Below are 13,841 nucleotides of genomic sequence, written 5' to 3'. Positions count from 1 at the left end.
CTCCATAAATGTAAACTTTGTGTTAAGACAATTATAACATTTTACCAATTAAACATCTATTATCGTTTTCGTTTTTGTGCATTTTTGTGGAATACGACGTATTTTTATTGTATACAAAAAAAACAAGTCTTTCGTGGACGGATTTTACTACATATATGAACGATATCTGTTTTTCATTCACACACATTCAGATTGTTAACAGTCTACAATTTGTGCATTTTTAACAAATTGTTAAATGTTGACATTTGACTAAAAACAAAAAAAATCTTGTTGCAACAAAATCATTTCAATATCGTTTTTTTATTAAATTAAAAAGTCTATCTGCAGTATCCGGTCCTGTTTTGCCAGTTTGCTTTGATTGATTAACTCCTACAAATGAATTCTTCGAAAGCCTTGTTGCAAACACAAGATAATCCTTAAACAACTCGACAGCTTCATTCTGAATAACATTTGCAGCGATAATAACGTCAATGCCTGGATTATGATTCTTTAACTCATCAATAATCCTCATTATTGATTTTCCAGTATTAATCACACTATCAACAATAACTACTCTCTCTGTATTAATCACAGGAGCATCATCTTGCTTCGGGTTCATCGAATAAAAAATGCCGCCTGCTCCCATATATACTCCGTCACCAAAAAACCTGCCACCTCGTTCCAAAACTAAGATTGATGTATTTTTCTCTGGGAATACGGCAGCAATGTGCCTTCCTATTTTTTCTCCTAAACGCACATGTGCTGCTGCCAGCCTACTTCCACTTATTCCTGAATTCGATTTGCAGATAGCAATATCAGCTTGTACTTCTTCGTCCTCATCAGCCAATATCACCAAAGAATGATCGTAAATCGGCACCAAGCCTGATAAGCTTTCATTCTTCAATGATCTGCTTATTCGCTTACCAATATACAGAAATCCTTTATCAGCCTCGCGTAACATATATAAATCAATCTTGCTATCTCCATAGGCAAAAATAGTGTATCCATGTTCTCGCAATTGCTTTACGACATAATACTTAACATCTGCACTTATGTATGGACTAGCAAATATAGTTCCAAGATTCTTAGCATTAGCAATATCGCTCCACAAATCTTTTATTCCAGAAGAAAGTACAACATAATTATTCGATGCAACTATGTCATACACTTCATTATTAATTGTTATCTCTGCAATTTTAGATTTGTCAATAGACGCGGTTTGTAATTCCTTTTCAAAAAGAAATGATTGATAGCCAGTATAAAAATCTCCATCGAAGATCTTTGTCTTGCCATTACAACAGAACCTATATGAATCTTGAATAATAATGGTTTTATCTCCGTCAACTATATACAAGATATCCTGCTTGTTGAACTGCTCCATTATTTGATTACAGATATCTGTCGCTAAATCGTAGGAGCTGAAACCTTCTCGAAGTAAAGATAAGAAATCAAAAAACTTATTCTGTTCTTCTTCATTATCACTGACAACGTAAAAGTCCTTATTTCGCCTATGACATTCCTCTCTAAGATTATTTATTTCAAATTCCTGCCATTGTCTTAACGACTCAATGGACTCGCCAGCAAACTTACCATTTTTCTCTGACAAAGCATATCTTTCCTTAAGATTTTCCGGAGAACAATACAGATAAATAAAGATATCGTACAACTCTCCGTCAGCCTCAGTAAATGCAACAGTTTCCATAAATGAATAGTGTCCATCTGAAACAATTACTTCATCATTCAAACCATTAATATATTCTGTGTATTTAATTCTAACTTGATGTTTCTCTTCTTCTGATAGTTCCAAAAAGGAACCACCGCAAATACGTCTCAACTCCTGGCTGCCATTAATAACCTTTGCATCAGTGATTCTATCCATCAATGTACTTTTGCCTGCACAAGGCATTCCATATAATGCTATCTTCAACCAGTAAACACCTCCTTGAAACAACAGCTTCTGTCAAAATCGATAACGTCAAAACTGACCTCATTTAGAGGTGTGTCGTAAGGCATTGAAAAAGGTAAATCGATACAATTACCACATATGAATATCTTTCCATTTGCGTAAAAAATATTATCCATTCCTGCACCACACATACCACCATACATGGTACAGTCGTAGCCACCAGTTCTAACATTCAATCGTTCCATCGCCTTATTCAAGAACGCATTAAAATCAGGTAACGATATCCCCTGTTTTCCAATCATCCTAGAAAACGTGATCCTATTACCAAATTGTTCAAAGAACCCTATGGTCGCTTCCGGATTATCAATGATCTCTTTTCCAACAGTACAATTCATAGAAGGATACTTTCCATTCACTTCTTTGTATAAAGCTATATTTGCCATCACTCGCTCATGAGTTCCACATCTATACTTGTCGTGAATAGCAGAGATTCCATCTACTGAAAAGCCAACATTTACATTGTATTCTTTGAAGAATTCTAACTTCTCACGATCAACTAAAAGACCGTTTGTAATGGTGTATGCAGCAATTCTTCCAGATTTCAAATAATCTCCAATATGAGCGATATACTGCTTAAATTTTTCATAATCTAACATTGGTTCTCCATTACCCACGAACCCTAACTTAAACAAATCAATATCGTTGTCTTCAATATGCGAAGTAATAATATCAAGGATAGTAATTACATCCATATTGTCCTCTTGAATGTAATCCTTCTTCTCATGAAAATGGCAATAAGTACAATTGAGATTGCATCGATTATTTATCGATATACAAGCTCGTGTTACCATCTTCTATTCCCCCTCTTCTGACTATTCGTATTGTTACCTCTATTAAACTGCTTTCTTGTAGGACCAGATTCATGATACTCACTAACCCAATCAGCAGCAGTTTTACCATCAATGTCAACGATCTTCTGATCAGCTCCTGCATCAATGAGTATCTTTCGAATATCCCAAGTATGCTTTTCCTTATTATTTTCAAAGTGACCATTCATGCAGGCCTTCATGAGCGCAGTAAATCCATTAGCGTCCTGCTGGTTAATACTGGTTCTTTCATCCTCACATAAAGCAATTACAAAATCCTTCTTTCCCTCCCAGGCAGCAATCATTAATGGCATATTGCCCTCATTCTTCTGGCGTACTTTTCCGGCATCAAAAGGATTTCTACTTCCAACATTAGGATTTGCCTTACACTCTAAAAGCAAAAACATAAACATCTCATAATCCTTCATCTGCACTGCATGCGATAGAGCAGGGAAATATCTACGACTGCAATCACGCTTATTAACATCTGCACCAAGCTGAATGAGCCATTTGATTTTTTCTTTTCTTTGCTCAATTGTGACCCTATTATTTCTTACAGCAGAAATAATAAGGGTATTTCCATCCTGAAGATATGCATTAACTTCGTCTGCTGTCGGTTCTTCGCATTCCTCATATGAATCTGCGTAATAAGCGTCAATTCTAGCCAATTTAGTCATATTGATAAGATCCTGCTTAGTAGCCATATATTCTCTAAGATGTAATGCTGAAACGGATTCATGCCCTTTAAGATATGCTGAATAATCGGTGTCCTCTGTTATGATATCTACTTTGCAGTGATATGTATCAGAAGCCTCCTGTGCAATATATATTATTTTGCAATCTTCGTTATCTTCATCAGCATCGCCATTATATTCCATAAGAATTGTACGAGAACCATAGCTAATACCACGAATAACTTCCCAAGCCTTTCTCCCAAGAGAACCTGAGTTCTTATTCTTTATATTATCTAATTCATCAACAACTACCTTTGGAATAACTACCTTGCTATATTCCTTGTTCAGTTCATCAATTAACTGTGAATTCTTAAGTAACGCTGAAGTATCTGGAACTGCAGCCTTCTCCCCTCTCAAAAATTGTTCGGTCTGTGATTCTGACATTCCAAAAACCTTACAATATTTTCTTGCCATTTCCAATAGAGTTTTTTCTGCAGTTTTTCCACCTTCAACACGTGAAATAGACGACTTGTTCATACCAGTTCCTGGTTCCAAGCCCTCTAATACATCAATCTTCTTCGCCATGTCAGCCATGGTACAGCCATTCTTTTCACGAAACTCCTTCAATCTCGAACAAAGGAAAGCTATCTGATTATCATTTGCCATAAGTAACGCCCCTTTCACAGGTATGTATGTAATTTGATTATTGGCTTTATCTCATACTCTCATTATATACATCGTTGCATTTTTCACAACGAAAAGGGGTGTTTTTGCAACAAATATTCAAAAGGCGCAACTCATCACTTCATTTACTTAATATATGCAACTAAATGAAGCTACTTGCAACAACACAAATGTGGTTTTTTTCAAAGTTCCGTTTTTCGGATCAACGAAAAACTCCACAATGAAAACAGGTCCTTGGCCTAACAAAAATAACCTTCTGGCGTACCACTGGAACAAGTACGCCAAAAGGCTTTCTGGTGTTAAATCATTTTCAATTTTTCATCACACGCACATATTTTTCCGCACTATTTTGTGAATATGTTTATTAAAATAGTGCTTTCAAACCCGCTTAAACTGGGCATTTCTTTGAAAGGAGACAGACTGTTTCAACGTGTTCCGTAAACGCAAACATTTCCACCGGCTGTATCTTTTTTACCTGATATCCTTTTTTTGTCAGATACTTCAGATCTCTTGCCAGTGTCTCCGGATTGCAGGAAATGTACACGATCTTCTCCGGTCCCATCTTCACTGCAGATGCCATAAATTTTTCATCACTTCCGGCTCTCGGCGGATCCATAAACAGCACATCCATACTATTTCCCTCTGCTGCCATCGTCTCCATAAACTCCCCGGCATCTCCCTGGAAAAATCTCACATTCCGGATCTGATTCTCTTTTGCATTTAATATTGCATCCTTCACGGCATCCTTATTAAGTTCTACACCGACTACTTCTTTTGCATGTCCCGATGCGATCAGACCGATCGTTCCGATTCCGCAATAGGCATCGATCACGCTTTCTTTCCCTGTCAGATGTGCAAATTCAATCGCTTTCTGATAAAGGATCTCCGTCTGCACCGGATTTACTTGATAGAAGGACTTTGGTGAAATCCGGAAAGTACACCCGCAGAGTTCATCCCGGATAAATCCTTTCCCATATAACACTTTTTCTCTCTCCCCAAGGATCATACTGGTCTTTCTGTCGTTGATATTAAGGACAACCGTTGTAATCTCCGGATGTTCTTTTCTGAGTGCTTTTACGAAATTATTAGACGATGGAAGGATTGGTGATCCAAGCACCAGAACCACCATAATCTCTCCGCTTTTAAACCCTCTTCTGATCAGCACATGACGGAACAGGCCATATCCTGTATCTTCATCGTAAGTTTTGATCTTAAAAGATTTCAAAAGTCCCCGGATCGTCCGGATGATCTCCTGACTCTTTTTGTCTTCGATCAGACAGTTTTCAACAGGAACGACCCTGTGTGTCTTCGCTTCATAGGTTCCGGATACGATATTTCCCTTTCGGTCTCTGTCGAATACGGCGTGTACTTTATTTCTGTAATAATACGGATTCTCCATTCCGATGATCGGTTCTACTTTTCCGTATTTTGACAACAGAGCGTTCACCATTTTCTGCTTCTTTTTCAGCTGCTCCTTATATGGCACTCCCTGATACTGGCATCCTCCGCATTTTTTTGCCACTTTACAGGCTTCCGATTCTGTCTGTTTTTTCTTTTCTTCCATTTTTTACCCTCTCTTCTTTTTTCATTCTTTTCTCAAAAGAGATCCGGCATATTATCCAGATACAACTCTTCTCTGACCTGGAGATGGTAATATGCTTTTTTTGTATCTGATGTATTCATTCTTATAACCCTTTTAATCGTTCAGATCCGTCTGGAATCTTGATAAATGTTCATACGGCAGGATCAGTCTCCCCCTGTATAATCCGCATCCGTCATTGATGAGACTATTATTTGCCGCAGCAAACATATTAACTTCCAGATCCTTCAGTTCCAACCCCAGAAGCCGCATTCCTCTTTCGTATGCCTCATCAAAATAAATGCATTCTCCTTCCGGAATAGCTTCTCTTCTTGCCCTGACTCTTTCCTGTTCCTTCTCGTAGGCCTGGTGATTTGCCGCTCCAATCTCCGCTATATCATCCATCTTCTTTGTCCGCAGTTGTACTTCCATGTAACTTCTCGAACAGTTATCATAAAACGTGATGTGGAGTGATTGATAGCTGCCTCCGCTTCCATTGGAAATATAATCCCGATAATAAGGTTTCACCGCCTCATCCATAAAAGGAGATGTACTTTCAAGCACCCCTTTTGCAGGTTCTGCCGTAAATCCTCTTTCCTCCAGAAATCCCGGAAGAACATTCGCAATCCTATATAAATACTTGATTTCCTCTTCTTCTCGCAGTTTGTCATCCCTGATATGGCATTTTGGAAGAGAAATTACCAGACGGTATGCGATAATATCCCGAAAGCAGCTCAGTTTTTCCCTTAGGTCAGGCACCGGCGGATAGGTATGATGTTTTTCATAATAATCATAAATATATTCTACAATATACCCGTTGAATTTTTCCTCTGCGCGGATCAGGGACTTGATCCTTCCTTTAAAAGTAAAAGCAAGCAGAGGATATTCCTGTACCATGTATTTATAAAAATCCCTGATTTTCTGCGACTGTGCAGTAAGGAAATCATTGTGTTCAAGCAGTTCCCTGAACTGGATCAGGAAATTGGAATGGATGAGATCTATTTCATTGTGATTCTTCTTTGCTTCTTTCTTCAGATCCACTGTATAATTTCTTAAAATCCGAAAAATCGTATCACCTGAATATAAATAGTCATTTAATGTGATCATACGTTCCACCCTTTCTATTTGATTTTCTTATACAGTATAGCAGAATCTGGCTAGATTGGATACCGTTTTGTTAAATAGAAGCAGGGATTGATCTGCTGCATATAATCCAGCAAGGTCAATCCCTGATTTATCATATTTCTAAAATAAAAGCTGAAGCCCCATAGCAATGATCCACATATACGCACATGTCTTCAGAATCATCAGTAATCTGACTTTTGGTTTTGTTTTACTGAATAGTGTTACCGGAGTGTAGCATCTAAAGGAGATAATGCTAGCGGCAACCAAATCAAAAATCAAATATCCGACATCAAATGCTCCTTTCGGATCTGCTTACGAAGAACATGCTGCCATCAAGGATACTGCAGCAGAGGTAAGAGTGCTTCGCAAAAGACGTCTGATTCAAAAAGAGATCCGGGAGTTATATAGTTAGTTACTTGTGGTTTTCCAGCTCCAGAACAACCACTTCACAGCTCCGTAAATTCAATGAATCCTTTTCACAATCTACCGTTCCATCTATACGGTTCGATAACCATACTTTTTCGATTTCGCTCTTCAGTTTGATTGTTGCAGCATCCTTTCCGAAATTAGCAGCCACAAGAATGCACTTGGATTCATCTTTACGATAAAATGCCATGACTCCATCCACATTTTCATATTCCGGAAGAAATTCTCCATAGGTAAATACTTCTTTCAGTTCATCCGATTTACGCAGTGCAACCAGTTTGCGATAATAATTCAAAACTGAATCCGGATCCTGTTCCTGAGCTTCCACATTCACGTCTTTAAATAAAGGATTTACCTTTAACCATGGAGTTCCTTTTGTAAAACCGCCATTTTCCCCGCTCGTCCATTGCATCGGTGTTCTTGCATTGTCACGGCTCATACGGCTGCATACTTCCAAGGCTTCCTGATCCGATAATCCAGCTTCACGGGCAGTATGATACTGGTCTTTTGTACTGATATCATCAAATTCCTCCATGCTGTTCCATTTGGCATTTCTCATACCAATTTCCTGCCCCTGGTAAATGAAAGGAATTCCTCTGAGGAGAAGGCTTATGGTACCAAGCATCTTGATTCCGTCCGGTGTCTGAGCATAAGATGGCAAAAATCTGGATGCCCCTCTTGGCTCATCGTGATTTTCAATGATATTCGCCTTAAAGCCATACTTCTGTGCTTCTAATTGTGCCTGAATGATCGCAGCTCTCCATTTCGCAAATTCCAGCTTCGGAGCATCATACCATCCATGTTCTCCATCAGTGAGTGTATGGGCGCTAAAATCAAATATCGTTGAAAAATGACCGGTTTCTCCAATAAATTCCGGTAATTCATCCGGTTTCATGTTAAATACTTCTCCGACTGTAAAGGCATCATACTTTTCAAAAGTTGATTTTTTCAGATCTTCCAACAGCTCCCCTACTCCGTCTACACTTTCAACCATCTTCCAGCAGCTTGCCAGACCATCTTTCCCATCCGGTGCAAAATCAGGAAAATTCAGATCCTTCTTAATGTTTATGATCGCATCGATTCGAAAACCGGAGAGACCTTTTTCCAGCCACCAGTTGATCATTTTGTACAGTTCCTGCCGTAACTTCGGATTTTCCCAATTCAGATCCGGCTGTTCCTTTGCAAACATGTGAAAATAATATTTGTCCGTTCCCGGTACCTTTTCCCAACAACTTCCTCCAAAATAGGAACGGTAATTGCTCGGTGGATTGCCGTTTTTTCCCTTGCGGAAATAAAAATAATCCGCAAACGCTCCATCTGGATCAGCAAGTGCTTTCTGAAACCACTCATGTTTATCGGAGCAATGATTAATAACCAGATCCATAATAATATGCATGTCTCGTTTTTTTGCTTCTGCCAGCAGTTCATCAAATTCTTCCATTGTTCCGAATTCTTCTGCAATTGCATAGTAATCCGCAATATCATATCCCTGGTCTACAAATGGTGATTTATAAATAGGTGATAACCAAATAATATCGATTCCTAATTTTTTCAGATAATCCAGTTTAGAAATAATTCCTCTCAGATCTCCGATTCCGTCCCCATTTGTATCCAGAAAACTCTTTGGGTAAATCTGATACGCTACTTTGTCATGCCACCACTTTTTTCCCATTTTTATCAACCTCTTTCATATATAATCATAGTATTTGTTCGCCATTGCGTTATTGCTTTAGCTGTATTATACTGCTATTATAAGATCTTATTCTTGACAAATCTTGCATTATTTTTTCATTATATAACACAATACTGCTATTATGGAGAGGACAAAAAATGAAAACGCCACATTCACTTATACCGGAGCAAAAAGAAAATATCAAACATGGAGAAGTTTATTTTCCAATCCAGAAGTATATTACAAAGCTGACAAAAGAAGCACCTGTCATAACAATGCACTGGCACGAGGAAGCAGAGCTTACACTTATAACAAAAGGTTCCTGTGTCTACCAGATCGATTTAGTTGAATATGAGGCAAGTACCGGGGATATCCTGTTTATTCCTCCCCTACTGCTACATTCCATTATCCTGAAAAGCAGTCAGGACTTCTGTTCGGAAACCTATGTATTCCATATGAAGCTTTTGGGAGGAAATACTGCAGACATCTGTTCTACCCGCTACCTTACTCCCCTGGTAAACCACGAATTATCTTTACCCTGTCTCATTACCGCGGATCATCCTGCATATGATTCTCTTTGCAAGTCTTTTGCACAGCTTGCCTCCCTTTACGATACCCGGATGTTTGGATATGAACTCGCCATAAAATCTTATCTGCTGCAGACACTTTTTCTTCTGCTCCAGTACAGTAGCACAAGATTCTCCACGGAATCAGACTCTTCCGACAAATTAAAAATTGTACTTGATCATATTGATCTGCATTATGCAGAAGCTCTGTCGGTTTCTGAACTTGCAAAGCTATGTTATTTCAGCGAGTATCATTTTATGCGCTTTTTCAAAAAACACATGAATATGACCTGCATTCAGTATATTAACAATATCAGACTGGAAAAAGCGGTAGAGTTATTTGAACACGGTAACACCTCCATATTAGAGGTGTCTTTATCTGTTGGCTTTCATAATCTTTCTTATTTTTACAGAGCATTCAAAGCAAAATACCATATGACACCGCTGGCTTTTATAAAAAGATTAGAACTGGATTCTGTATAAGCTCATTCCCTGAGCGATTTTATATTTTCTTTAAATCCTGTTATTTTTTACGATAAATCCGAATCATCAAAGGCGTTTCTACCAAAAGCATGGCAACCCAGCCTGCCAGATAGGAATATGGCAACGCTTCAATTCCAAAGTTCCACAACAAAATCATAGGTGCTGCTGCAATGACTCGGACTGCCATATTGGTAAAACTGCTCATCAGTGTCACCTTCAGGTCTCCGATTCCACGGAAGAATCCTTGAATTGCATTCGTAACGGCCGGAAGAATATACATCACAGCAATCAGATGCAGATAAATGACACCATGTCCTATTACTTCCTCATCTTTTACGAAAAGTGCCATTAGTTCTCCGGCAAATACCTGGCAGATCACCATAACAGCTGCTCCATAAACAATTTCCAGAATCATCCCACAACGAAATCCCTCCCGCATGCGGTCATTTTTTCCGGCTCCCTTATTCTGCGCCATAAGTGCCGTCATGGCATGGGCAATATTCTGTTCCGGTGTAATTGCAAAGTCATCAATCCGATTGACCACCGCAAAAGCTGCAGCCACGGAAACTCCCATAGTATTAACCAGCACCTGGATCGCAATTTTTCCCATTTGCACGGTGGCCTGCTGCATGGCAGATGCCCATCCGTAAGCAATTGTTTTCTTCAGCAAACGTGAATCGAATACCAGCCATTTCTTACCCAGACGAAGAATCGGTACTTTTTTCTGTATATAAATAATACAGAACAGGCAGCACAGTGCCTCACTAAGCACTGTTGAAATGGCGCATCCATTGCTTCCTGCCTTTAGTACAATGACAAAAAACAGATCTCCGAATATATTCAGGACTGCACTGATAATTAAGAAATACAAAGGCGATGCACTGTCTCCCAAAGCTCTTAAGGTACTGGAAAAAAAGTTATACAAAAAGGTGAACATTAGTCCCAGAAAAATAATCCGTAAATACTGCCGCGTCATCTCCATAATCGATGCATCTACCTGCAGCAGATGCAGGATCGGTACAGCAAATACCACGCAAAGTAAAGTCAGAAAAAATGAAAAAACTACTCCCGACAACATGGTTGTACTGATCTGCCTGTGCAAAGTCTTATAATCCTTTGCCCCATACTGAATTCCCATGAGGATACTTGCCCCCATACATAATCCATTTAAAAACAGTATCATAAGCGTACTGATCGGATTACAGATACCAACTGCCGCCAGCGCTTCTTTCCCCACAAAATGCCCTACGATGATGCTGTCCACCGCATTATAAGTCAGCTGAAACAGATTTCCCAAAACAAGCGGCACAGTGAAATCCACAAGAATCGGCATGATTTTCCCGGTTGTCAGATCTTTTGTCATCTCATTCCTCTCCTTCGGTAAAATTTAAAATTAATTCTCTTCCGTTTTCTTTCTTTTCCTTTCAGAAACCCTTGGCACTGACTGAAGAGTAATAGATGGAATTTTTAAACCCATTATTCCCTTCAGAATCCAGGTAAATGATAACATGACCAGAACCGGAATGGCACAGGTTGTCACAAGCAGCACTGCCACACCCTCTATAATTCTGTTTAATCCATCCTCAAAAGCAGAGAGTTTTTCTGTAGCGACTTCACCTACCGCATCAATCGCATCATCAACCTTATCCTTCGCATTATTAAGGAATTCACTGAGAGAAAACTTTTTATCTTTCGTTTCTTGTGCTTCATCCTTCTTGTCTGCGTTTGCAGAGGTATCTCCCTCATCTAATAATTCTTCCGTATCTTCCAGTGTAAAATCAGCTTCATAGGACTTTGCATAGGTTTCATTTACCATATTCGTCACCCATGCACTGGTAGGAACCAGTCCCCACAAAAGAACCCCCAGAATGATACTCTTGATTCCGATTCTGTAAATAAATTCTTTCCATCCGTTTTTCAAAAAGTTGCCTGCTGCCAGAAGCACGCATCCGATAGGAAATAAGATTTTAAATGCAATATACCCGGTGATAGTCAGTAAATATTTTTCAACAATGATCACTGCATAAACGATCACCATATAGCCTGCGACATCTGCCAGCTTATTCGCGATCGGAGTTGCGGCTTCTCCCGGTATTGCTGCAGCACCTGTTGCAAAAGCGGTTGCTGTTCCGGAAAGCCCAAGTGCTTTTTTCTGCAATCCATTCAGTGTTTTGATAACCCAACGGTACGATTCGACAGAAGTTGCCCATTTGGAAACAACAAAAAATGATATAAGAGCAATCCCAATGCAGATCAGCATCATGATCAGACGATTTCGCATCGGTTGCTTATAGTTTCTAACTGTGATTTCATGGCTGTCTGCCATCATAGGTTCTTTCATACTTATTTTCCTTTCATGCTATCTATTCTCGGATAAAGAAAGGATCGGATACACGCTCCCGATCCTTTCCACCTTTTCAGTTTTCTATTTGTCCAAAACCGCAACCTGAATTGTCTTTACTGCTTCCTCCATACATTTGATGTCCTCGGCACGCAACCTAATATCCAAGCACTTTACAGTATCTTCCACACTGGAAGCTTTTCGCATTCCAACCAGAAGACTCATCCGGTCGTACTGAGATAATGCCCAGGCTTCTACCAGCGTTGCAAAACTGCAATGATATTCCTCACAAAGTGGTTTCCAGATTTCAAAAGCCCTGCGAAGTCCTTCTTTTTTCTCCGGATCTGTCCAAGGTATTCTGGAGCGGATATCGGTTTTTGCAAATTCACGGTCCATAAAGGCAGGAGAAGTTAAAAATCCTTCCTCCAGCACACCATAGGTCTGAAATACCGTGTTATACTTTTTACACAGATCAAAATATTCTCTGCCATGGAAAGGAGAGAGAATACTGAAAAATTCCTGTACAACGGATACGTTTCCGCCGGCTTCCTGATATGCAGACAGATCTGCCGGCTGACTGTTAGAAAGTCCATAGGTACGGATCTTTCCTTCACGAACCAGATTTTCCAATGCTCCAACAGTTTCTTCCACCGGAAAGCTGCCGCAGACATAATGTACGATAACAGAATCCAGATAATCGGTTCCCATTCTGCGCAGAGAGTCTTCCACGTCCTTTTTCACTGCTGATGCGCGGGTGTCATTGTTAACGGTATAACCGTCTCGTTCATAATGAAAATTACCGCCCTCATTTCTCCAGTTCAGAGAGCATTTGGTCTGCAAAACAAAATCATTTCTTCTACCTTTCAGTGCCTTACCAAGCAATTCCTCACTTACTCCTGTGCCATACACCGGTGCGGTATCGATGTAATTCACGCCATGTTCATGACAAATATCAAGCAGACTCTTCGCGTCCTCAACTGTAGAATCTCCGTCTGTCCAGACACTTCCGCCGCCAAGCCCCCAAGTACCTAATGCAACCACAGAAACATCGATGTCCGTGTTGCCAAGCTTTTGAAATTTCATTTTAATTCCTCCGTTTTTCGTTATTCTTTCCTGCTTTTTATGCAGTATCCTAACCGTACAGCGTTCCCCTGACAAAGCTGTCTATATTTAAAAAGACAATTTTGTCACATCTGTGCGTTACTTACTCTACCTATTAGTATATACCACGCTCCGGAATAAGTAAAATAAAATCACTTTACCATTTCAAAAGCCACATGAATTCATCAAACCGGAATCGATTAATAACCCCAACTGATTATTTCCCAATTCTTTTTATCTTTTGTTTTCACTAAATGCCACTGCCAGTTGGTATATGTAGCATTAGGATTGACCCCACCATCTCCACCTTTTTCGTCTGTATCAAAGGTTAATAATACTACAATAAGTTCTTGATTATTTTCTTTCCAATCCATTACTTCTTAGTTATAAAATGGGGCTGTGAAAAAAGAATAGTCCCGAAAAAAAAGAAAGACCAAGA

The 13,841-nt window shown here is 39.3% G+C and carries 12 protein-coding genes; 2 read left to right on the top strand and 10 right to left on the bottom strand.

What is annotated here, in order from left to right; translation table 11 throughout:
- Positions 1-286: 286 nt before the first annotated feature.
- The 5 genes from PG418_RS03875 to PG418_RS03855 all read right to left on the bottom strand — a co-directional run bounded on the left by PG418_RS03875 (position 287) and on the right by PG418_RS03855 (position 6,795).
- Positions 287-1,906, bottom strand: coding sequence for an AAA family ATPase (locus PG418_RS03875; protein ID WP_055260746.1), 1,620 nt, complete (start codon positions 1,904-1,906; stop codon positions 287-289).
- Positions 1,903-2,736 (bottom strand): radical SAM protein, encoded by an 834-nt coding sequence (locus PG418_RS03870; RefSeq protein ID WP_195434444.1) that lies wholly within the window; start codon positions 2,734-2,736, stop codon positions 1,903-1,905. The genes PG418_RS03875 and PG418_RS03870 overlap by 4 nt, the downstream gene beginning before the upstream one ends.
- Positions 2,730-4,091 (bottom strand): ankyrin repeat domain-containing protein, encoded by a 1,362-nt coding sequence (locus tag PG418_RS03865; RefSeq protein ID WP_055297412.1) that lies wholly within the window; start codon positions 4,089-4,091, stop codon positions 2,730-2,732. Before PG418_RS03865 ends, PG418_RS03870 begins: the two co-directional genes overlap by 7 nt.
- A 406-nt stretch (positions 4,092-4,497) precedes the next feature.
- Entirely contained in the window at positions 4,498-5,673 is a 1,176-nt protein-coding gene (rlmD, locus tag PG418_RS03860; protein WP_498837089.1) for a 23S rRNA (uracil(1939)-C(5))-methyltransferase RlmD, read from the bottom strand.
- A 132-nt stretch (positions 5,674-5,805) separates the two neighbouring features.
- Positions 5,806-6,795: a RelA/SpoT-related domain-containing protein gene (locus PG418_RS03855; RefSeq protein ID WP_055155816.1), complete on the bottom strand. Its 990-nt coding sequence runs from the start codon at positions 6,793-6,795 to the stop codon at positions 5,806-5,808.
- A 268-nt stretch (positions 6,796-7,063) separates the two neighbouring features.
- Between PG418_RS03855 and PG418_RS03850 the strand changes: the two genes are divergently transcribed.
- On the top strand, positions 7,064-7,225 hold the full coding sequence (locus PG418_RS03850) for a hypothetical protein (RefSeq protein ID WP_498837088.1): 162 nt from the start codon (positions 7,064-7,066) through the stop codon (positions 7,223-7,225).
- Here PG418_RS03850 and PG418_RS03845 read toward each other — a convergent pair whose 3' ends face one another.
- Positions 7,226-8,911 (bottom strand): alpha-glucosidase, encoded by a 1,686-nt coding sequence (locus tag PG418_RS03845; RefSeq protein ID WP_498837087.1) that lies wholly within the window; start codon positions 8,909-8,911, stop codon positions 7,226-7,228.
- Between the two features lie 158 nt (positions 8,912-9,069).
- On the opposite strand from PG418_RS03845, the gene PG418_RS03840 reads away from it, so the two are divergent.
- Complete coding sequence (locus PG418_RS03840) at positions 9,070-9,960, top strand: AraC family transcriptional regulator (protein ID WP_055260736.1); 891 nt, start codon at positions 9,070-9,072, stop codon at positions 9,958-9,960.
- A gap of 40 nt (positions 9,961-10,000) precedes the next feature.
- Here the strand turns inward: PG418_RS03840 and PG418_RS03835 are convergent, their stop codons facing one another.
- The 4 genes from PG418_RS03835 to PG418_RS03820 all read right to left on the bottom strand — a co-directional run bounded on the left by PG418_RS03835 (position 10,001) and on the right by PG418_RS03820 (position 13,776).
- Entirely contained in the window at positions 10,001-11,323 is a 1,323-nt protein-coding gene (locus PG418_RS03835) for an MATE family efflux transporter (protein ID WP_455346639.1), read from the bottom strand.
- A gap of 30 nt (positions 11,324-11,353) precedes the next feature.
- Positions 11,354-12,301, bottom strand: coding sequence for a hypothetical protein (locus PG418_RS03830; protein WP_455346638.1), 948 nt, complete (start codon positions 12,299-12,301; stop codon positions 11,354-11,356).
- Between the two features lie 84 nt (positions 12,302-12,385).
- A complete protein-coding gene (locus PG418_RS03825; RefSeq protein ID WP_498837086.1) occupies positions 12,386-13,384 on the bottom strand; it encodes an aldo/keto reductase in 999 nt (332 codons plus the stop codon).
- Positions 13,385-13,602: 218 nt separating this feature from the next.
- Complete coding sequence (locus PG418_RS03820; protein WP_021739259.1) at positions 13,603-13,776, bottom strand: hypothetical protein; 174 nt, start codon at positions 13,774-13,776, stop codon at positions 13,603-13,605.
- Positions 13,777-13,841 lie beyond the last annotated feature (65 nt).

Source organism: Bariatricus sp. TF06-38A, assembly GCF_027690675.1.
Classification (GTDB): Bacteria; Bacillota; Clostridia; order Lachnospirales; family Lachnospiraceae; genus Allocoprococcus; species Allocoprococcus comes.
Note: the sequence above shows the minus strand (reverse complement) of the source record. Positions and strands in the feature narration are given on the sequence as shown.